The 21,283-nt window shown below is 60.8% G+C and carries 19 protein-coding genes; 6 read left to right on the forward strand and 13 right to left on the reverse strand.

What is annotated here, in order from left to right:
• Positions 1 to 334: 334 nt before the first annotated feature.
• The 5 genes from K6N12_RS00240 to K6N12_RS00260 form a co-directional block, all read right to left on the reverse strand.
• Positions 335 to 1,249: an SMP-30/gluconolactonase/LRE family protein gene (locus K6N12_RS00240; protein ID WP_183778170.1), complete on the reverse strand. Its 915-nt coding sequence runs from the start codon at positions 1,247 to 1,249 to the stop codon at positions 335 to 337.
• Positions 1,250 to 1,266: 17 nt separating this feature from the next.
• Positions 1,267 to 2,214, reverse strand: coding sequence for an ABC transporter permease (locus tag K6N12_RS00245; RefSeq protein WP_183778168.1), 948 nt, complete (start codon positions 2,212 to 2,214; stop codon positions 1,267 to 1,269).
• Positions 2,211 to 3,158 carry an ABC transporter permease gene (locus K6N12_RS00250; protein ID WP_183778166.1) on the reverse strand — a complete coding sequence of 316 codons (948 nt, stop codon included), beginning with the start codon at positions 3,156 to 3,158 and terminating at the stop codon, positions 2,211 to 2,213. The genes K6N12_RS00245 and K6N12_RS00250 overlap by 4 nt, the downstream gene beginning before the upstream one ends.
• Entirely contained in the window at positions 3,155 to 4,606 is a 1,452-nt protein-coding gene (locus K6N12_RS00255; RefSeq protein WP_183778164.1) for a sugar ABC transporter ATP-binding protein, read from the reverse strand. Before K6N12_RS00255 ends, K6N12_RS00250 begins: the two co-directional genes overlap by 4 nt.
• Positions 4,607 to 4,678: 72 nt before the next feature.
• Positions 4,679 to 5,695 (reverse strand): ABC transporter substrate-binding protein, encoded by a 1,017-nt coding sequence (locus K6N12_RS00260; RefSeq protein ID WP_183778162.1) that lies wholly within the window; start codon positions 5,693 to 5,695, stop codon positions 4,679 to 4,681.
• Positions 5,696 to 5,974: 279 nt separating this feature from the next.
• On the opposite strand from K6N12_RS00260, the gene K6N12_RS00265 reads away from it, so the two are divergent.
• A complete protein-coding gene (locus tag K6N12_RS00265; protein ID WP_183778160.1) occupies positions 5,975 to 7,213 on the forward strand; it encodes a GAF domain-containing sensor histidine kinase in 1,239 nt (412 codons plus the stop codon).
• Positions 7,214 to 7,226: 13 nt separating this feature from the next.
• On the forward strand, positions 7,227 to 7,949 hold the full coding sequence (locus K6N12_RS00270) for a response regulator transcription factor (protein ID WP_183778158.1): 723 nt from the start codon (positions 7,227 to 7,229) through the stop codon (positions 7,947 to 7,949).
• A gap of 40 nt (positions 7,950 to 7,989) precedes the next feature.
• On the opposite strand, the gene K6N12_RS00275 is transcribed toward K6N12_RS00270, so the two are convergent.
• From K6N12_RS00275 to K6N12_RS00305, 7 genes are all read right to left on the reverse strand, one after another.
• Positions 7,990 to 10,314, reverse strand: coding sequence for a bifunctional diguanylate cyclase/phosphodiesterase (locus K6N12_RS00275; protein WP_222148545.1), 2,325 nt, complete (start codon positions 10,312 to 10,314; stop codon positions 7,990 to 7,992).
• 199 nt (positions 10,315 to 10,513) lie between these two features.
• A complete protein-coding gene (locus K6N12_RS00280; protein ID WP_183778154.1) occupies positions 10,514 to 11,335 on the reverse strand; it encodes a DUF1206 domain-containing protein in 822 nt (273 codons plus the stop codon).
• 417 nt (positions 11,336 to 11,752) lie between these two features.
• Positions 11,753 to 12,712: a sugar phosphate isomerase/epimerase family protein gene (locus tag K6N12_RS00285; protein WP_131710827.1), complete on the reverse strand. Its 960-nt coding sequence runs from the start codon at positions 12,710 to 12,712 to the stop codon at positions 11,753 to 11,755.
• Positions 12,709 to 13,710 carry a Gfo/Idh/MocA family oxidoreductase gene (locus tag K6N12_RS00290; protein WP_222134792.1) on the reverse strand — a complete coding sequence of 334 codons (1,002 nt, stop codon included), beginning with the start codon at positions 13,708 to 13,710 and terminating at the stop codon, positions 12,709 to 12,711. Before K6N12_RS00290 ends, K6N12_RS00285 begins: the two co-directional genes overlap by 4 nt.
• A 93-nt stretch (positions 13,711 to 13,803) precedes the next feature.
• Positions 13,804 to 14,628 carry an ATP-binding cassette domain-containing protein gene (locus K6N12_RS00295; protein WP_097629016.1) on the reverse strand — a complete coding sequence of 275 codons (825 nt, stop codon included), beginning with the start codon at positions 14,626 to 14,628 and terminating at the stop codon, positions 13,804 to 13,806.
• Between the two features lie 10 nt (positions 14,629 to 14,638).
• Positions 14,639 to 15,691 (reverse strand): ABC transporter permease, encoded by a 1,053-nt coding sequence (locus K6N12_RS00300; protein WP_097629015.1) that lies wholly within the window; start codon positions 15,689 to 15,691, stop codon positions 14,639 to 14,641.
• A gap of 97 nt (positions 15,692 to 15,788) precedes the next feature.
• Entirely contained in the window at positions 15,789 to 16,754 is a 966-nt protein-coding gene (locus K6N12_RS00305) for a substrate-binding domain-containing protein (protein WP_222148546.1), read from the reverse strand.
• Between the two features lie 313 nt (positions 16,755 to 17,067).
• Between K6N12_RS00305 and K6N12_RS00310 the strand changes: the two genes are divergently transcribed.
• The 3 genes from K6N12_RS00310 (at position 17,068) to K6N12_RS00320 (ending at position 19,485) form a co-directional block, all read left to right on the forward strand.
• Positions 17,068 to 18,111, forward strand: a complete 1,044-nt coding sequence (locus tag K6N12_RS00310) for a LacI family DNA-binding transcriptional regulator (protein ID WP_210202856.1) — start codon at positions 17,068 to 17,070, stop codon at positions 18,109 to 18,111.
• A gap of 447 nt (positions 18,112 to 18,558) precedes the next feature.
• Positions 18,559 to 18,951: an MFS transporter gene (locus K6N12_RS00315; RefSeq protein ID WP_222148547.1), complete on the forward strand. Its 393-nt coding sequence runs from the start codon at positions 18,559 to 18,561 to the stop codon at positions 18,949 to 18,951.
• 234 nt (positions 18,952 to 19,185) lie between these two features.
• The gene (locus K6N12_RS00320) at positions 19,186 to 19,485 is read left to right on the forward strand and encodes a hypothetical protein (RefSeq protein ID WP_239620617.1); all 300 of its coding nucleotides are present in this window, start codon (positions 19,186 to 19,188) and stop codon (positions 19,483 to 19,485) included.
• 150 nt (positions 19,486 to 19,635) lie between these two features.
• On the opposite strand, the gene K6N12_RS00325 is transcribed toward K6N12_RS00320, so the two are convergent.
• The gene (locus K6N12_RS00325) at positions 19,636 to 20,043 is read right to left on the reverse strand and encodes a carboxymuconolactone decarboxylase family protein (RefSeq protein WP_222148548.1); all 408 of its coding nucleotides are present in this window, start codon (positions 20,041 to 20,043) and stop codon (positions 19,636 to 19,638) included.
• A 299-nt stretch (positions 20,044 to 20,342) separates the two neighbouring features.
• Here K6N12_RS00325 and K6N12_RS00330 point away from each other — a divergent pair, with 299 nt between their 5' ends.
• On the forward strand, positions 20,343 to 21,272 hold the full coding sequence (locus K6N12_RS00330) for a TauD/TfdA dioxygenase family protein (protein WP_222148549.1): 930 nt from the start codon (positions 20,343 to 20,345) through the stop codon (positions 21,270 to 21,272).
• Positions 21,273 to 21,283 lie beyond the last annotated feature (11 nt).

Raw genomic sequence — 21,283 nt, forward strand, 5'->3', positions numbered from 1 at the left:
GCAACTCCGGGAATTGACGCTCGAAGCCGAACGCGCGCTTTTGGACTTGTGATATCTAACTCACAGGGCCGGAGATCAAAACTTTTTTCTGAGGAGATGCGACGGAGCAAGCGATCTTGGGGACGGACCGGCGATTTGCCTGGGCTGCCAAACCATAGGCAGGGCGGCTGGCTTTCTCGACCGCTGCCGGCGGGGACGTTCCGGATCAAGCGCCATGCGGGCGCTTCTGCCCGGCCGATGCTGGCGGTCTAAAGCGCCAACCGCAACCGCGGCTCCATTTTTAGCGGCCCGCCGTTCCACCGACGATAGCGAGACGCCGAGTAGAATCACGCTGTCACGGCATCTGAGCACCGCTGACGGCGACATAGACCGAATAGATCGAACGCGTCGCCGCAATGAACAGCCGGTTGCGCTTGGGACCACCGAAGGTGAGGTTGGCGACGGTTTGCGGCACGCGGATCTTGCCGATCAGTTTGCCGGCCGGATCGAAGCAATGCACGCCATCACCGGCACTCGACCAGAGGTTTCCGTTCACGTCGGTGCGGATGCCGTCCGGAATGCCGTTGTCGATGAGGCAGAAGACGCGGCCGTTTTCAAGCCTGAGGCCGTCGGCCACGTCGAAAGCCCTTATGTGGCGCGGCAGGCTTTCATCGTGGCTTGCCGCCGAATCCGCCACGTATAGAATGGTCTCGTCGGGGGAGAACGCAAGGCCGTTCGGCTGGATGAAATCGGTGACGACAGCCGCAAGCCCCCCGGTCGCCGGATCGAGCCGGTAGACGTTTCGGGTCGGCTGCTCCGGCACGGCGCGGTAGCCTTCATAATCCGACATGATGCCGTAGGTCGGGTCGGTGAACCAGATCGTGCCGTCGGATTTCACCACCACGTCGTTCGGCGAATTGAGCCTTGCGCCCTCGAAACGGTCGGCGAGCACGGTAATCGAGCCGTCGATCTCGGTGCGGGTGATGCGGCGCGTCCCGTGCTCGCAGGAGATCAGCCGACCCTGCCGGTCGCGCGCATGGCCGTTGGTGAAGTTGGACGGTTGCCGATAGACGGAGACGCCGCTCTCGGGCGTCCATCGCATCATACGCTGGTTGGGAATATCACTCCAGAGCAGCTGGTTCGCATCGTTGAACCAAACGGGACCCTCGGCCCAGCGGCAGCCGGAATAGAGTTCGTCGAGGCCGGCGCTTGTTACGATCATCTGCCGGAAGCGCGGGTCGTGGATTTCGTAGATGCTGGCCTCGGCCATGGCGGTCTTCCCGTTTATCACATGCCGGCCCGGCGGCCGCCGGCGAGCATGATGACGCTGATGATGATGAGGCCGGTCATGATGAGGCGGATGCCCGCGCCGACCCCGTAGGTGTTGAGCATGGAGACGACCAGGAACATGAAGAGCGATGCGCCCCAGATGCCCGGCACGTTGGAATCGCCGCCGGCGACGGCGGTGCCGCCGATCACGACGACGGCGATCGACATCAAGAGATATTCGGAGCCCATGTTGAGCGCCGCGCCGCCGGAGAAACAGGCGAGCAGATAGCCCGCGACCGCGGCAAGCACGGCGCAGAACAGGTAGGTGACGAAGCGCGTGCCGTCGACCGGTATGCCGGCCATGCGCGCCGCCGGCATGCTCTGGCCGATCGCCGAGATCCAGCGCCCGTAGATCGTCTTTTCGAGCAGGAACCAGGCAAGCAGCGAGATGAGGAGTGCTACGATCGCCACATTCGGCACACCGAGCGTGTTCAACGTGGTGAACTCCGCCAGCATGGTCGGAGGCTTGATGCGCAATCCGCGGTTCGTCCAGATCGCCGCGGACTGGACGATGAAGCTCATCGACAGCGTGGCGATGATCGGCGGAATGCGCAGGACCTTGATCAGCGCATAATTGCCGAGGCCGACAACAAGGCCGAGGACGATGGCAATGAGAAGACCGGGCAGGATCATGCCGTTTTCGACATTCATCAGCTTCAGCGCCACCGTGCCGGCCAGCGTCATGGTGGCGGGAACCGAGAGGTCGATGTTGCCGGGGCCCAGCGTGATGACGAACATCTGGCCGATGCCGACGATGACCGAGAAGGCGGCGAAGGTGAGGGCTGCCTGCGACAGACCAAGCGTGCTGGCGCCGAGTGTCACCATGATCGTCAGGAACCAGACGGTGAAGGCGGCAAGCCACGACCATATCCAGGGTTTGCCGAACAGACCGAACAGCGGGGTCATCGGCGTTTCTCCCGCTTCTCCAGGCGGTTGAGCATCAGGCGAAGTGCGAGCACGACGATCAGGATCGCGCCTTGCGCCCCGATCTGCCAGTCCGGCGAGATGCGCAGGAAGGACAGGAACGAGCCGGCGAGCGTCAGGGTCAGCGCGCCGATGACGGCGCCGACAGGGGAGACGCGGCCGCCGATGAACTCGCCGCCGCCGAGGATCACGCCGGCAATCGACAGCAGCGTGTAGCGCAGCGCGATATTGGCATCGGCCGAGGTCGTCAGGCCGACGAGGGCGATGCCAGCAAGCACCGCGAACAGGCCGGCAAGGCCGTAGGCGCCGGCGCGTGCAGCGACGATCGACCAGCCGGCGCGCTCGACCGAGCGCTGGTTGCCGCCGATGCCGCGGATCAGCACGCCGAGCGAAGAGCGCATGACGAGGAGATGGGCGACGGCGGCGATGGCGATGCTGGCGACGATCGCCATCGGCGCCAGCGGCGGCTTGACGGTCATAAGCCAGCGTACCCAATCCGGCGCCTGGCCGCCCGGTGCCGGCAGCAGCAGCACGGCAAGGCCGCCCCAGACAAAGCTCATGCCGAGGGTCACGACGATGGAGGGCAGGTTGCGCAGATGGATGACGACGCCAAGGCCCGCATAGATGGCGATTGCGCCGGCAAGGATCAGGATGCCGACCGCCGGGGCATCGCGGAGAAAGGTCGCGGTGACGCAGGCGACGAAGCTGACGAAGGTGCCCATCGACAGATCGAGATCGTTGACCGCCATCACCAGCATCTGGGCGATTGTCGCAAGCGCGATGGGCACAGCCAGGTTGAACAGCAGGTTGAGCCCGACATAGCTCATGGCGCGCGGCTGCAGCCAGAAGACGGCGGCAAGCAGCAGCGTCAGCGACAGAGCGGGGATGGTAAGACGCAAGGCGTCGGACGAAATCCGGAACGTCATGCGGCGACCCCTTCGAAGGAAGCGGCGATGATATTCGTCTCGTTGACGGCGTCGCCGGCGAGTTCGGCGGTGATGCGGCCTTCGCGGAAGACATAGACGCGGTCGCAGAGGCGGACCTCGTCCATCTCAGTGGAGTACCAGATGAAGGTGCGGCCGTGCGCCGCTTCCTCGCGGATGATCGCGTAGACCTCCTGCTTGGTTCCGACATCGACGCCGCGCATCGGATCGTCCATCAGGACGACAGGCGCGCGCGTCGCCAGCGCGCGGGCAAACAGCACCTTCTGCTGGTTGCCGCCGGAAAGCGACAGGATGCGGTTGGCCATATCGGGTGTGCGGATCTCGATCCGCCGCTTCCAATCGACGCCCTTCGTCTGCTCTTCATCGGCGAGGATAAGGCCGTGCCGGGTAAGGTCACCGAGCGAGGCGATGGAGAAGTTGCGCAGGATGCTCCAGAGTTCGAAGACGCCATTGAGGCGGCGGTCGCCGGCGACGAAGGTGACGAGCGGATCGCGCTCGGGCAGCCAGTTGCCGGACTGGGCGGCATGCAGGGCGAGCAGCAATTCGGTCTGCCCGTGGCCGGCCAGTCCCGCCAGTGCGATGATCTCACCCTTCAGCGCCGTGAAGGGAAGGCCTTTCGTCTGATGGGACAGAATGAGCGGAGCGGTGGATTGTTCGCGCGTCGAGCGCTGCGCGGTCTCCTCCTTCGCAACGGTCCCCATCGCTTCGACGAGACCATGATGGTCGAAGCCCGGCGCCGGACGCTCGGCAACGACGCGGCCGTCCTTCATGACGACGATGCGGTCGGAGGTTTCGAGGATCTCGTGCAGGATATGCGAGATGAAGATGACCGAGCCGCCGGCGGCGACGAAGCGGCGGACATGATCGAGCATCTGGCGGGCAAGGCTTGCGTCGAGCGACGAGGTCGGCTCGTCGAGGATCACCAGGCGCGGCGCCACGCCGGCGTTGGAAAAGGCCATTGAAATCTCGACCATCTGCCGCTCGGCAATCGACAGATCGCCCACGGCCCGGCCGCTGTCGATGCCGTGGCCGGGAAAGACGGCGTCGAGGCTCGTCTCGATGATTTTTGCGGCGCGCCGCCGCCAGCCGAAGCCACCGAGATGGCGATGCATGATGCGCGTGTTCTCGACGATGGAAAGGTTGGGGCAGAGCGAAAGCTCCTGGAAGACGCAGCGCACGCCGCGGGCACGCGCGGCATTGATGCCATAGCGTTCCAGCCGTTCGCCGTCGCTCGCAACGCTTCCTTCGTGCGGGGTGAGACCGCCGTTGATCACGCTGACAATCGTCGATTTGCCGGCGCCATTGTGGCCGACGAGCCCGACGCATTCGCCCGGCATGACGCGGAGCGTGACGCCGTCGAGCGCCTTGACCGCGCCGAAGCTCACCTTGGCGTCATCGACGGCGATCACCGCCTTCAAAACCTCATTCATCCTGCCCGCCAGATCCGCTTCACAAAGAATGTCGCGCGGCCATGTGCGGCCGCGCGGCAGTCGCCGGGAGAGTTACTTTGCCGACTCGATGACCTTGATTGCGTCTGCCTGCGTGTATTCCACGTTGGCGACGCCGCCGGCCTGGGTATTGGCGAGGTTGGTTTCGAGATTGTCCTGGTCGATGCGCAGGAAGGGCACGACGAGGTCCTTCTTGACTTCCTTGCCGTCGAGGATCTGCTGAGCGACCCAGAAGGCGAGCGTGGAGACGCCGGGCGCGATCGACACGGACATGGTCTCGTAGCCCTTGCCGTCCTTCTGCTCCTTCCACCACTTCAGTTCGTCTTCGCGGTTGCCCATGATGATGGTCGGCATCTTCCGGTCGGTCGCCGCAATCGCCTGCGCGGCGCCATAACCGTCGCCGCCCTGCGTCACCACGCCGACGATGTCGGGCAGGCTCGGCAGGATGCCGGCAACCGCCTTCTGCGCCACGTCCTGCGCCCAGTCTCCGTGAACGGAGCCGACGACCTTGAACTGCGGGTACTGCTTGACGCCGTCGTGAATGCCGGCCGAGATCTCGTCATCGACGAAGACACCAGCAAGACCGCGGATCTCGAGCAGGTTGCCGCCCTGCGGGAGTTTCTGCGACAGGTACTCCACTTCGCTGCGGCCCATTTCCTTGAAGTTGACGGCGATGCGCCAGGCGCAAGGTTCGGTGACGATGCCGTCGAAGGACACCACGGTGATGCCGGCGTCGCAGGCTTCCTTGACCGCGCCGTTCAGCGCCGTCGGCGAGGCGGCGTTGAGCACGATTGCGTCATAACCCTGCAGGATCATGTTCTGGATCTGCGCGGCCTGTTCCGTTGCCTGGTTCTCGGCGGTGGTGAAAGGGTCGGCTGCGGCAACGGTGCCGGCCTTGACGGCCTCGCCCGTCACCTTGCCCCAGCTCGTCAGCATGGCCTGGCGCCATGAGTTGCCGGCATAGTTGTTGGAAAGAGCGATTTTCTTGGCCGACGTGTCGGCAAAGGCAGAAACGGGCATCGCGGCGCAAGCAATAGCGGCCGATGCCAAAAGCATCTTGCGGATTGTCATGTCTTCCTCCCTGATGATCGCGCCGGTCGGCGGATCGCTTCACTCCTGCCTGCCCAATCGGGGCCGAGTGAAAATTGTTCTTGCACTGAGCTTCCTCCTCTCAGTAAGGGCAGGATGCGGGAGATCGACCGGCCTGTACAGGGGCAAGGCAGCAAGTCGTTTGCGGGTTTTGCGCAATTAGCTGCGGGTTTACGCAAGACGGCGGCGCTTCCGCGGGCGCTTACTGCGAAGGGATCGCGGCGGGTTGAGGAGCCTGTGCCGTCTCGGGGAGGAATCACAATGCTGCATCTCACACCCGCAGCGATGTTCGACCACTATCTCGGTATTTCCCGGCTGCTCGCGGGCCAGCTCGACTTCCGCTCGGCCATCCGTTCGGTTGCGGCCGAGGTCGCCCATATCATCCCGCACGACCACCTCGATGTCTGCGTGCTCTTGGAGGGCGGCAACTACCACACGGCCTACGAGACGGGCATCGAAACCGCCTGGGGCGATCTTGCCGGCGCGCCGGTGGTCAACAGCCCGATCCGTTCGCTGCTCTGGGGCGAGGTGGACTTTCTGCTGGCGGAAGACGCCATGACGGACCCGCGTTTCCATTTCGAGGGTGCGTTCAAGCGGCCGATCGTCGAGGAGTCGCTGAGAAGCCGTCTGCATGTGCCGATGAAGGTGCAGGGCACGATCATCGCGGCGCTCTCCTGTTCATCGCGAACGGCTGGTGTCTATACGATGGAGGATATCGAACGCGCCCGCATCATCGCCGACCTGCTGACGCCCTATTTCTTCGCGCTGCAGGCTGCCGAACAGGCGCAACGCTCGGCGATCGTCGAGGCCGAGGCCCGCGCCCGCGAGGAGGGGCTGCGGCAGGGCGCGCTGAAGCTGACCGAGGCGCTGGAGCAGGAACGCCAGCGGATCGGCATGGACCTGCACGACCAGACGCTTGCCGACCTGACGCGGCTCGCCCGCCGGATCGATCGGCTGTCGCGCAACGGCGAGGTGACACCGGAGGCGCTGGAGCCGGTCTCGCGTTCGCTGCAGCATTGCATGCAGGATCTGCGGCAAATCATCGAACAGGCAAAACCATCTGTGCTCCAGCTCTTCGGTCTCGCGCAGGCAATCGAGCATCATCTCGACCGCTCGACCCGCGACACGGGATCGGCCATCGAATGGGGTCTGGTCGACGAAACGCACGGCGCATTGGAGCGGCTGGAACCGACCGTCAGCGTCGCGCTGTTCCGGATCGCGCAGGAGGCGATCAACAATGCGGTGCGCCATGCCGCGCCCCTCGCCGTGACGGTGCGGCTCGAGGCCGATGAGGAACGGCTGTCGATCGAAATTTTCGACGACGGAACGGGGCTTGCCAAGGCGCGGGGACGGATCGGCGGCGGCATCGACAATATGAAGACCCGTGCGCGGCTGATCTCGGCGCGCTTCACCACCGGGCCCGGCCACAACAATCGCGGGACCGTGGTGCGCGTCGTGCTGCCGCTGACCCCGCACAACCCGGCAAGCGGGCCGGACTGAGGAGAAACGCGCAATGAAGGTTCTGATCGTCGAGGACGACCCGCTGCACCGCTCCTACCTGCACGAGGCGGTCAACGCCGCCCTGCCGGAATGCGACACGGTGATCGAGGCCGAGAACGGAACGGTCGGCGAGAAGCTCGCCCGCGACCACAAGTCGGCGCATATCGTCATGGACCTGCAAATGGCGAGCCGCAATGGCATCGAGGCGGCGCGCACCATCTGGAAGGAGCGGCCCGAGACCCGCATCCTGTTCTGGTCGAATTATTCCGACGAGGCCTATGTGCGCGGCGTCTCGCGCATCGTGCCGGATGGCGCCGCCTATGGCTATGTGCTGAAATCCGCCTCGGACGAGCGGCTGAAGCTGGCGCTGCGCTCGATCTTCATCGAGAGCCAGTGCGTCATCGACCGCGAGGTGCGCGGCCTGCAGCAGAAAAGTCTCGGCCAGACCAACGGTTTTACCGATTCCGAATACGAGGTCCTCGTCGATATCGCGCTCGGCCTGACGGACAGGGCGATCGCCAAACGCCGGGGCCTGTCGCTGCGCAGCGTGCAGAACCGCCTGCAGCAGCTCTACGACAAGCTCGACGTCTACCAGAGCGCCGGTGACGATCACGAGGACGGCCGCTTCAATCTCCGCGCCCGCGCCGTCACCGTGGCTTTCCTGCGCAAGCTCTTGAACTACAGCGCACTGGAGCGGGCAGAGGCGGAACTGCAAGAATGGCTCGACGGAAAGTAGTCCGGAGCGGCTGGAAAACCCACAATTCTGCCCAGGCGGGTCAGGCGATCGCTTTCAACGGCGCCCGGCTGCTTGGCGCGGCCTCAGGCTTGCCGAACAGGAAGCCCTGCATCTGCGCCGGCTGGCTTGCATGAAGTATCGAAAGCTGTTCCTGCGTCTCGACCCCTTCGGCAATCACCGGCAGGTTGAGCGTCGACGCCATCTCGATGACATTCTCGAACAGTGCCCTGATGGTGGGATCGACGCCGATGCCGGCAAGGAAACGTCTGTCGATCTTCAGCTTGTCGAACGGAAAATCCCGCAGATGGGCGAGCGAGGAATAACCGGTCCCGAAGTCGTCCAGCACTACCCGGATTCCCATCGCCCGCAGTTGACCAAGCGTGGAAAGCACGGCGGCCCGATCGCGGAACAGCGCCGTCTCGGTGATCTCGAGCTCCAGGCGGTCCGGCTGCAGCCCGGTTTTCGCAAGAATTTGCGAGAACTGCTCCACCAGGTTCGGCATCAGGAACTGAACCGGCGAGATGTTGACCGCGATCGTCAGCGGGGCCTTCCACGACGCTGCCTCGCTGCAGGCTTCTTCCAGAACCCAGATCCCGATGGGAATGATGCAGCCGGTTTCTTCGGCGGCAGCGATGAAATCCGCCGGTGCAAGGACGCCTCGGCTTGCATGGCGCCAGCGCAACAGCGCCTCGTAGCCGCACGGTTCTTGCGAGGAGGTGTCGACGATCCTCTGATAGACCAGGAACAGCTCTCCTTTGGCGACTGCGTGCCGCAGATCGTGCTCGAGCTGCCGCTTGGCGTGCAGTTCAATGTCCATCGCCGCCTCGAATGTGCAGGCTCTGCCGCGGCCGCCGCTCTTGGCCCGGTAGAGAGCCATATCGGCGTTGTTTCGCAGGCGCCGATCGGTGACGCCATGCTCCGGGTACAACGCAATGCCGATGCTGGCACCGAATCCCGAAGAGGTGGCGAGATCTGCGAACTCCTGCGCGAAGGCGTGCTGCAGATCGGCCGACAACGCTTCCGTCTGTTGGCGGGACGCGTTTTCCAGGATGATGCTGAATTCGTCTCCTCCCATGCGGGCGATCGTAACATCGGCCGGCAAAGTCCGGACCAAGACCTGGGCGACACGCTGCAGAACCGCGTCCCCCGCGGCGTGGCCGAATGTGTCGTTGACGAGTTTGAAACGGTCGAGATCGAGGGCAAACAGCGCCAGGCCGCTTGGGGTTTCGGCAGCGCCGGCGATCGCCATTTCGAAACGCCGGTCGAACTCGCGGCGGTTCGCCAGACCGGTCAGTGGGTCGTGGCGCGCCATATGCTCGATCCTGCGGCTCGCCTCATGGCGCTCCGTCAGATCGCGTACGGCAATCACCTGGCACTCGCGCCCGCGATATTCGATCGTTCGAGCCAGGATCTCGACCGGAATCATGTCCTGGCCGTCGCGCAACACCGCTCCCTGGCAAGTGTCGATGCCGAGGCGCCTTTCGATCGCAAGCACCGCCTCGACCGGTTGCCCTTTCAGAAACGCGGCTGCCTTACCGGCCATCGCAGCGAATTTCTCGTTAAGATCGATGACGACATTCTCCTGGGCGATGACAAGCCCCTCGAACGAGGCATTCGCCAGCCCGCGCAGATCGGTCAAATGACGATCGAGGAACAGCGCTGCGGCCGCTCCGAGCAGGATCAAGGTGGAGATGACCGAGACGGCGATGGCGATGGCGATCCGATCGACGGAGGAGAGATCGGCATGCACGGGCTCGGCGGAAGGGGTAATCTGGACCCCGCTCATCGACACGGTGTGGAGGCTGCAGATCGCCAGGACGATGCAGGCCGCGCCGGCGAAAATATGAAAACGCCTGCTGGCGCTGTGCCGCAGGGCCGCAACCGCAACGATGCCGAAGCCGATTGCCAACGCACAGGCGACGATCGATTTGTCCGGGACAAGCGAAACCATGCTGAACGGCGTGATGGCGAGCAACCCCACGAAATGCATTGCCGCAATCGCAACGCCGAACAGGACCCCGCCGGATGCCTGGACAAGCTGGCCGCCTTCCATCAAAGCGATTTCAACCGCCACTGCAAACAGTACGACGGCGGCGATGATCGACAGAATGATCAGGGGACCGTCGTAGCCGATCGGCACCGGACCGGCATAGGCCAGCATCGCGATAAAATGGGTTGCCCAGGTGCTGGCGCCGAGAACGACGGCAGCGGCGATGAGCCAGGAGTGGTGATGCTGCCGCACGCATTCCTGCGCACGTGTCAGCATGAAAACCGCCGTCAGGCTGCCGAAGCAGCAGATCGACAGGGCGACGAAAAGCAACGTCCAGTCATGCTGGTCGGCGATACATGAAAGCACAGTGAACATGGCATCTCCCGAAGGTGCGGGGAGGGTGCCAAAGCGGGCCTAACGAAATCATACGGGCTTCGTTAAAATGCCAGTTATCCAGGGAAAAACCACAACGAAAAGACGAAATAAAATATCGCTCGACAAACCGCGGATGGAGGCGGCCGCGACCGCAGTTCTGCTGCTTCAACCGAAGAAAGCCGGCTTCTGGCAAAGCGTATCAGGAGCCCGCCAGCGGGATCGAACGCCTGGCGCCTGCCAATGACGGGTTGGAAATGACGCGGTACCGTGCCTCGACAAGGTTGTATATTCCGAAGGCTGCCAATCCGGCGGCGACGGCGATGTAGAGGAAGGATCCGAACGGAAGCTGGCGGACCCATTCCAGGGCGTCGCCCATGCTGCCGGCCTGTTGCGGATCCACCCGGAAGCCGGCATAGGCGAACAGTATCCCGGTGATCGCAAACACTATGCCACGGGCGACGAGACCGTAAACGCATATCAAGGTCACGATACCCTTGCTGTCCGGTATCTTCACGTACCGCTCGAACTTCCGGGTGATGCCCTTTGCGACCGTCACGATGCCGCCGATGACAAAGCCAGCCCCAACCGCGATCGCAAGGTAGGATCCGAACGGCTGCGACATGATCCATCCAGCCAACCCCTTTTCACCCGAGCCTTCGCTCCCTCCACCGAGGAAGATGGCACGACCAAGTGCATATCCGGCAAGCCCGAGATAGGTGATGGCGCTGCCAAGCAGTGCCGCCCGGATCGCCAAAGCCTTTCCGTCCCGGCCGTGGCCGTCGCTATCCGCCAAGGACTGGGCCAGCCTCCAGGCGACAAATCCCAGAAGTCCAAGACCGATCATTCCGACCCAGATCCGACCGAACGGCTGCGCCAGCAGCGTCGAGAGCGCCGACTTCGTTTCCGGCCGGCCGCCGGCGACGCCGGAGAAGAGCGCGAGCCCGGCTATCAGCAGGAAAACGACACCCCGCGCCGTATAGCCGCCCTTGGCGAGCACATCAAATCGAAAGCCTTTGCTCATCAGCATTTCCTCTCCGTCGCCACCGCGCGAGATTAACGCGCCAGCCTTCCGAAAGTTTGCTGAAAGGGTTCGCAACGGGGGGCGTGGTGGCTACCAGGGACCAGTTCCATAAAGCTGGTTCCATAAGACAGATTACGCCACATTTGTGTGGAGCCGCAAAGTTGGAATGTCCTGTTTCCGCAAAGTTTCGTGCTCGCGTTCCGAACTTGGCCGGCGTTAGATTGCCTGTGGCTCGAAATCGATGGAGGTGAATGCCTTGCGAAAGGCCGCGAGCACGCATTCCGGATCGCCCTTGGCGAAGGTTTCCAAGCAGTCAGGTCAGGAATAGCCCATGTCGCTCAGACGCGTTGCACACGTCAGTGGATAGGCTTGTCCTGCCATAGCATTCCCGCACGGGCTGCGAGTTGAAAGCTCATTTCAGATGTCCTGAAGTTTGAAGTCGGCCGGTGCGATCGGCATGACGCCCTTGAGCAGGGCCACGGATTTTTCCAACCCTTCGAGCGAGTTCAGGAGCACATCTTCATGCTCGATGGAGAGCCAGCCATCATAACCGCCCATCTTCAGCCTATAGCAGAACTGCCGCCACCATTCCTCCCCATGGCCGAAGCCGAGCGTGATATAGGACCAGGAGCGCGATGGAATGTCGGTCAGGCTACCGTTTTCGAGCAGGCTGGTAACGGCCTGCTTCGGTGCGTTCAGGAAGGTATCCTTGGCATGGACATGATAGATGGCCTCGCCGAGTGCTTCTGCCGCGAGCAGCGGATCGGCTCCCATCCAGAAGAGATGCGAGGGATCGAGGTTCGCGCCAACGATGGGGCCCACCTCGTTTCGTAGCTTGAGCAGCGAGGGCACGTTGTAGACGCATTGGTTGCCGTGGAGTTCGAGCGCGATCTTCTCGACCCCGCATTCCTTCGCCAAGGCAACGATTTCGGTCCAGAACGGGAAGAGCTTTTCCTCCCATTGGTATTTCAGGATCGCCTGCGTTTCCGGGGGCCAGGAGGAGACCACCCAGTTCGGCATGGTATCGGTCGGATTGCCTGCAGGCAGGCCCGACATGGTGCAGACCGTCCTGATGCCCATTTCGCCAGCGGCGCGGATGGTGTTCTTCAGCCCCTCGCCTTGCGCCGGATCGGTCGGATGCAGCGGATTGCCGTTCGCATTGAGACTGATCACTTCCAGTCCACGATCAGCGAAGGCCTGTAAGAATTCCTGCTGTGCCGCCCTGTTGCCCAGGGTGTTCTTGAGGATGAAATGCGGGGCTGTCGACCAACCGCAGGTGTTTACCTCGACGCCCGACACGCCCATGCGGGCCGCATTGTCCAGCACTTCAGTGAATGACAGCCCACCGAGGCTGTCGGATACGAAACCCAGCTTCATGCATAGAACTCCGGCTTTTGGATCATGGATACGGGCTGCTTGCAGCCCTCGCTGAGGGCAATCACCCCTGCTTCGGCGACAATCGCGGCCGCATAGCCATCCCATGCGGAGGAGGCGATGTCCGGGAAATTGCCGGTCTCTACAAAGCGCAGGAAGGCACGGTTCTGGCGGCGATAGGCATCGAAATAGCGGCCGCGCCAGTCGGCGTCATAGCCGACATGCTGGCCGCGCGCCCGATCAAGGCGGGTATAGGCCACTTGGTTCATGGCTATGCTTGCCTTCTCACCGACAAGTTCAGCGCGAACGTCATAGCCATAGGCGGCGTTGTTGTTGACCTCGATGTTGACCAGCTGGCCGTCGGTGGTTTCGAGCACCATCATGACCGGCGCGACCAGCGCATCCGTGCGCTTCGGCTGAAAGGCCGAGATCGAGGCGTATGCCGTGCCGAGCACATGGCGCACGATATCGAATTCATGCGGGGCGGAATTGGTGATCGCCATCGCACCGGTGAAATCGGAGGCAGGAGTTTCGACATTGCGGTGGAAGTTGTGCATTATCAGCGCCCGGCCGAGCGTGCCATCCGCAAGGGCAGCCTTCATCTCCACGTAGGACTGATCGAAGCGGCGCATAAAACCAAGCTGGACGAACTTCTGGCCTGCAGCCTGTTCGGCCTGCATGACCTCGAGGCACTCCTTCGAAGACTGCGAAAGCGGCTTTTCGCAGAGCACCTTCTTCCCAGCCCGGATGCAGGCCAGCGACAGGGGCGCATGGGTAAAATCCGGGCTGGCGACGATGACCGCATCGACGTCGGCCCGCGCAATCACAGCCACCGGGTCACTCGCGGCATCCACAGCTCCATGGGCTTCGGCCATCTTGCGGGCTCGGCCCACATCCATGTCGCAAACCACCTGAAGCGTAGCCCCCGGCATTTCCTCGGTTACGATCTTTGCGTGGTCGGCTCCCATGAGCCCCGCACCAATGACTGCTATTCGCAACATTGGACAAACTCCTTCCTCTCAGTCAGCGCTGTTGCCAACTGCTGCATGTCATTAGATTTCAAATGCATGTCGTGGCCTATGGCATCCATCTCCTCAATGGGCAGGCAGTGGGGGATGCCCATCATGAGTTTCCATATAGCCTTCAATGGAGGCTTCGAGATTGGCCATGGACTCCCCACCCGCCATGAGGTCTGCAATCTGCTCTCTGGTCTTCTCACCCTTGCGGAAGTCGGCGGCAATTGCGCCACGGATCAGAACGGCAAAATGATCGCCGACGGCCATGGCATGCATCACTTGGTGGGTAATGAAGATCACGGCGAGTCCCCGGCGCTTGGCTTCGTTGACGATGCGAAGCACATGCGCGGCCTGCTTGACGCCCAATGCCGCCGTCGGCTCATCGAGGATCAGCACGCGGGCGCCGAAATAGACGGCGCGGGCAATAGCCAGGGACTGGCGCTCACCGCCGGAGAGACCACCTACCAGTCGGTCCCCGTCGGTAATGCGTGTTATTCCCATTTTCCGCACTTCTTCGACCGCCACCCGATTGGCTTTCTGGCGGTCGAAAATCTTGAACGGCCCCCATCCCTTCGTCGGTTCCGATCCCATGAAGAAGTTGCGGCCGATGGACATCAGCGGGTAGGTGCCACCGAATTGGTGAACGGTCGCGATACCACGCTCTTGTGCGTCGCGGGGGCTGGAAAAGACGGTAGGTTGACCGTCCATCAGGATTTCGCCTCGGGTGGGCTGATAGACCCCGGAAAGGGTCTTGATGAGTGTGCTTTTGCCCGCCCCATTGTCACCCAATAGGCAAAGTACCTCGCCCTTGCCAACTTTCAGGCTGATGTCATTGAGGACGTCGATATGTCCGAATGACCTGTCGACATTTCGCAGTTCGAGAACGGTTTTCTTGTCGGACATGCTCGCCCCCTTACTTTTTCTTGGACGCCGACCAGCTTGTAGCCAGATGACGGAAGGTGTCGTTGAGTAGAACGGCGATCAGGAGCATGACACCGATAATGAGGAAGGACAGGTTACGGTCGATATCGGTAAAGCCGATGGCCTGAGTGACGATGGAAAGCGTGAGCACGCCGAAAACGATGCCCATCACGGTTCCAAATCCTCCCGTGAGCAGAACCCCGCCCACGACGACCGAGATGATCGTATTGAAAATAAGTCCGAAGTTCGCCTGAGACGTGGCGGAACTGAAGGTCATCACTTGGAGCACACCCGCGAATGCTGCGGAGGTAGAACACAGCATGAAGAGCGCGATCTTCATCCAGGCAACGGGGATACCAGCGTTCCTGGCGCTTTCCTGGTCACCGCCGAGTGCAAAAACCCAGCTGCCCTTCGGCGAATAGTGGAGAAAGAAGGCAAAGGCCGCGATCAGTCCGGCCCACCAGAATGCGGAGGAATTGAATCCATAGACCTTTCCGCCGAAGAGCGATTTTGCCCAATCCGGCGCATGGTAGAATGAGTTCGTGTTGTTGATGAAGAAAATCGACAGATAAAGGGTTAGACCCGCGACGGCGAAAAGTGTCGCCAATGTCACAATGAACGAAGGTACCCGCGTTCGCGTGACGATATAGCCATTGATAAAGCCAATAAGGGCTCCGATGGCCAAGGCAGCTGCAATGCCCACAATGACCGGCATTTTGTAGTGTTCGCAAATGATGGCCACCGTCATGGTTGCTGCAGGCAGGACTGCACCAGTCGAAATGTCCAGTTCGCCTGCAATCATAAGGAACCCCACGGGAATCGCTATCATCCCTACGAGCGACGCGAAGTTAACCCAGGTCGTCACGCCAGGGATGGAGAGAAAATTGCGGCTGTATCCGAACACCGAAAAAAGAATGAAGACGGCCACAAAACCCATGAAAGCACCCGCCGCCGGGCTGCGGAAGAAGGCCTTGAACGAAGAAGTACGCGATCCTGCAGTGCTTTGGTTCTGGACATGGAGCTTGTTGGAGATGGTTTCGGTCATTTGCGTCTCGATCCTCATATAAACAGCGCGAACTCGGTGAAGAGTCAGAGTTGAAAGGGCCCGGCAACTGGTACCGGGTCCCCATCCTTGGAGCCGATCAGCGTGCGCCGAGCTTCACGCCTTCGATCGCCGAGACCACGTTAGACTTGTCGACGATCGCCGGGCCGGTCAGGACCGGCTTCGTTGCGATAGCCGTGCCGAACTTCAGGTTCGCGAACAGCATCGAGGTTGCTAGGAAACCCTGGAGATAGGGTTGCTGGTCGATTGCGAAGGTCTGAGTGCCTTTCGAGATACGGTCGAGGACCGATGCCGACATGTCGAAGGTGCCGAGCTGAATCTTGCCCGTCTTGTCCTGCTGTTCGATGGAACTGGCAGCAGCATCGGAGGCCCATGCCGCAAGCGTGATCACAGCGTCGATGGACGGATCGGCAATCAATTCCGACTTGATGGCCTCAGAAGTACCGTTCATGTCCTGGTCCAGGTTCGCGGGGACGCGAAGGATGAAGGTCTCCGCACCAGCCTTCTTGGCGCCGTCCTGAACGCCCTTGCATCGGGTTTCAAGGTTTACCGCACCCGGGTTCTGGATGTGGCAGAGGATTTTCTTGGCACCATGAGAAGCGAGATACTTGCCGCCCTCTACGCCTGCCAGATATTCGTCCGAACCGAAGTAGTTCAGAGCACCATAGTTATCCATTTCGCTCTGGCCAGCGTTGAAGGAAATAATGACGACGCCCTTGTCACGCGCGGCCTTAAGCGCCGGAGTTTCGGATTCCGGCAGCCAATTCGGAATAGCAATACCCTTGGCACCCTGTGCAACGGCCTGTTCGATCAGCGATGCGAGGTCCGGACCGAAGTTGTCGTAATTCTGGGTCTGCATGAAGTTGACGGTTCCGCCATTGGCCTTGACCATCAGCGACGCATCGTCAACGCCCTTCTTGACCATGTTCCAGAAGCCGTCCTGAGCAGAGCCTACGATGACGGCAATATCGGTGTCTCCGGCATGCGCGCTGGAAGCCAGCATGAATGCCATAGCGGCGGTAGCGATTTTCTTGGTGAACGACATGTCGAATTCCTCCTCAGGTTAAAGCCGCATTTCTGCAGCTCGACATTTGTTTTTTGGCCGTTCGGCCGATCCCGGCAGGCGCGCACAGATCCGCGATCCCAACGCAGTTGCGTTAAGCCTCCTCATTCAAATTGTGCGATGGGCCTCCCCCAAAGTGCTGACGCTCGAAAACGGCCAAGCCCAATCAGCGCTTATTGAATGCATTGTTGACATCTTTCATGTCAACGCGGATTAATATCCACTCACGAATTCGTCTCATATCATACCGAAATGACGACATCTTGAGACTTTTTGAGATTCGCCCCAAGAGAGAATGGAATTTCTTGATATGAAAAGGCCAACGATTGCAGACCTTGCAAAGGCTGCTGGAGTGTCTGTGTCAACAGTCAACCGCGTTCTCTACGAACCCGAGTCTGTTCGCGAGCATACCCGAACACGGGTACTGGCCGCCGCTGAAGAGATCGGATTTTACGGGCTAGGGACCATCAAGCATGCCATCAAGGCTCCGCAGATGGCACACCGGCTCGGTGTGCTCCTGCAGCGCAAGGAACGCACTTTCTATCGGCTGCTGGGCGAAGCGATCACTCAAGCCGCACAGACATATCCCGGTGGCGGTATCGAGCTGACACTGGAGTTTCTCGAAGATTTGACACCGGAGAAGGTGGCAACGCACATCCTCTCCTTGGGGAGCAGATGCGAGGCAATCGCTATTGTGGCTCCGCAGCATCCGATTGTAGCCGATGCCATTGACAGCGTGCTTGAACAGGGAGTCCCGGTTGTCTCCCTGATCGGTCCACTGACGGCAAAAGGAAACATCAGTTTCGTTGGTCTTGATAACTGGAAGGTAGGCCGGACTGCCGCATGGGCCTTTGACAGGATGGTCCGTGTTCCAGGTAAGATTGGCATTCTCGTGGGAAGCCATCGCCTGCGCAATCAGGAAATGAACGAAAGTGGATTTCGGTCCTACTTTCGTGAACATAATTCCGGCTTCACGTTGCTTGAGCCACTGCCAACTTATGAATCTGCCGTTGTAGCCAGGGAACATGTCGAAAAGCTTCTAACTGAACACCCTGACATGTGCGGGCTATACATCTCGGGCGGAGGTGTCACGGGAGCAATCGCGGCACTTCGAGCGACGCCAAAACGTGATGACTTTGTCGTCGTTGGCTACGAACTCTTCGAAGACACTCGTGCCGCGCTGATCGATGGGACATTCTCATTGCTGATCTCCCATCCGATTGAACGCTTCGGTTCCGAAACGATCGCCACATTGATGAAGGTCAAGACCGCTGGCCCTGATGCCGGCGTATTCAGGGTGACTTTTGGCTTTGACATGTACGGTCCAGAATGCATCTGATCCTTCAAAACGGCGCGGCGACGAGTGGATGGAGCAGGTCACCGACGAGGATTAATCATCCTGCTCAAAACCCTTGCGCCAACGTGATCGCCGTTCTCCGCTTGTGAACTGCCTCTTTCGACAGAGGGCACTTCTTATTTCGTTATTTTGAAGATGACTGGGGAATGCCTCCGCGCTCGGCACCGCCATCAGTGATGCGGTGTCGGACGTCTCCCATAAGAGTTTTGCTGCCGAGGTGGCGAGCGGGTGACGATCGTCGAATTCGAGTCCGAGAAAATGCGCCGATCATGCCATCAAATAAGTAGGTTTCGGAATGGCACGTATCAATTCAATTTGCTTGTGACCCGAGGTGCAATGCGGCTAACTCCCTGCATTTCATTCCGCCGCCTGGATCAAGCTGTTCCCTTCCCAGAGCTATACGGCTGATGCGCGTTTTTTTGAGATTGCATGCCCGTGTTCCATTCCGTGCGCCACATTCGTGCCCATCCTCAACTTTTTCTCCTCGCCTTCATGATCTTCGTCCAGGGCTCCGCCTATGGCTCGACCCTGCCCTATCTCTCGATCACGGCGATCCGCGAACTGGGTATGAGCGATCAGGCCTATTCGGTCCTGGTCTTCGTGACATCGGCATCGGCGGTCACGATCAGCGTTTCGCTCGGCATTCTCTCCGACCTGATCGGCGACCGGCGCAGGATCATGATCGCCATGGCGCTGATGGGAGTGGCGGCTATGGCGCGATCTTTTTCTTTCTTCAGTTCCGGTGTTCATAGCCGCCACGGCATTCGTCATCCCGTTCTTCCAGTCGGTCAGTTCGCTGATCTTCGTGGGTGTGCGGGCTGAAACGGCCACCCTTCCGGGTCGGGAGGCTGCCGCGATCAACGCCACAGTCCGGGCTTTCATGTCGGCCTCCTGGGTCATCATCCCGGCGGCGATGGGACTGGCATTCGCCGGCTCGGCGAGCATGATGGGCGCCTGGGGCGTCGCCGGGCTGTGCGCGAGGCCCTCACTCATGCACCTCTGTCTTGCGCAGAGCCCGGCAGATATGTTCTGGACGGAGCGTCGATCGATATCCGGTTGAACGGGATGCTCGATGGAACAAGGATCACCGCGACCGAAGCCGGGCAATTGTCATTTTCCATCGTGGTGGAAGATCAAAGTGTCTCCGTGCAGCTGCCGCAAGACGACGGATCGATCCGTTACGCCGCGGCCGTTGCCGATGCGGCGGATCTGAGAGTCATCCACGACAAGGGCATCTTGGAGATTTTTGCTGACGGAGGAGCCGTCTGCGGCAGGCGACGCAACTATCTCAACGTCAGACCGGACAAGCTTGTTATTCTATCAAAAGCACATATGAGCATTTTCAGCGGGGAGTAATCGCATCGCGCTGTAGTCGCTCTAAGAGGTAGCTTCTGTACATCGATGCCGTAGCGGCAAAATTAGGCAAAGTTGGAATATCACACTCCCCGCATTTGATGATGCGGGAGATTGCTGACGGGACTGGTGCTTGATCTGAGACGTCGGTTCCTATCGCACCTCGAATTCCGGATCGGGCGGAACCTGCATGGCGAGAGCGAGATGATTTGTCTGCGCGGCAAGCCCGATGATCGTCAGGAGTTCGCCATGTTGGGCATCGGTCATCCCGCGCGCACGAGCGGCGGCGGTGTGGGATTGAACGCAATACTGGCAGGCATTGGCCGTCGACACCGAGATGTAGATCATCTCGCGCGTCAACGGATCGATGGCGCCTTCCACCGTCATCACTGATTTGAGCGTTTCCCACACCCGTTTGAGATTTGCCGGATCGTTCGCAAGAGCACGCCAGAAATTATTGATGAAATCGGTCTTGCGTGTCGCCCTGATGTCATCGAACACCGCTTGCACGGCCGGAATGGCCGCGGCCTCTTGATCCGACAGAAGTTTGACTGTTGCCATCGAAAGTTCCTTTCCGGGCGCCGATCTTCGGCCTCAAACATGATTTTGCTCGGCGATCCCACGCCGCCGGCGGAAGATACGAAGAAACGCCAACGGCCGCCAGCCTCCCTGCCGGCGAGGAAATCGAGGCGGCTGTTTCACGAAAACAGCTTAAATTAGAAATTATTGTCTACAGATTTTGCAGATTATACGGTTCCATAGCCCCGTCGAATTCAGCGCTGAGTTTTCGAACTCCCAATGGATGCATGCCTGGGTGCATGTGACCTGCCGACTTCTTGCAATATCAACAGGAGATTTCCATGAGCAATCCGGTTCTCGTCAATCAGATCATTCCCGAGTCCGACGTCGTCCCGCTGACCGGCCGTGTCGGAGCCGAAATCAAAGGTATCCGCCTCGGCGGAGAGCTTTCGGATGCAACGGTGGCAGCCATCAACCAGCTTCTCCTGAAGCACAAGGTCATCTTCTTCCGCGATCAGGGACATCTTGAGGATTCCGAACAGGAAGCCTTCGCGCGCCGCCTCGGCGACCTCGTGCCGCATCCAACCCAGGGATCGGTCGCCGGTACGGCCTCCATCCTCAATCTCGATTCCAGCCGCGGCGGCGGCCGGGCGGACCAGTGGCACACCGACGTCACCTTCGTCGACGCCTATCCCAAATTTTCCGTCCTGCGCGGCGTCGTCATTCCGGCGGCTGGCGGCGACACGATCTGGTCCAACACCCACGCCGCATATGAAAGCTTGCCGGCGCCGCTCAAATTGCTGGCGGATAATCTGTGGGCCATTCATAGCAATGCCTATGACTATGCCGCCGTGCGCCCTCGCGCCACCGCTGAAGAGAAGAAACATTTCGAGGAAGTTTTCACCTCGACCATCTACGAGACCGAGCATCCGGTCGTGCGCGTCCATCCGGAAACCAGTGAAAGATCGCTGCTTCTCGGCAACTTCGTTCAGCGACTTGTCGGCCTTTCGAAGAGCGACTCCGCGAAACTCTACGAAGTGTTCCAGTCCTACGTCACCGCCCCGGAAAATACCGTGCGCTGGCGCTGGAGAGCCGGAGATGTCGCGATCTGGGATAATCGTGCGACACAGCACTATGCCGTCAACGATTATGGCGACCAGCACCGCGTCGTGCGCCGGGCCACCGTCGATGGCGATGTTCCCGTCAGTATCGACGGCCGTCGCAGCATAACCCACGTCAAGGCTGCCAAGCCGCAAGCAAAAGCGGCGTGATCGCACACATC

It is taken from the genome of Rhizobium redzepovicii, assembly GCF_019793435.1.
Lineage (GTDB): Bacteria > Pseudomonadota > Alphaproteobacteria > Rhizobiales > Rhizobiaceae > Rhizobium > Rhizobium redzepovicii.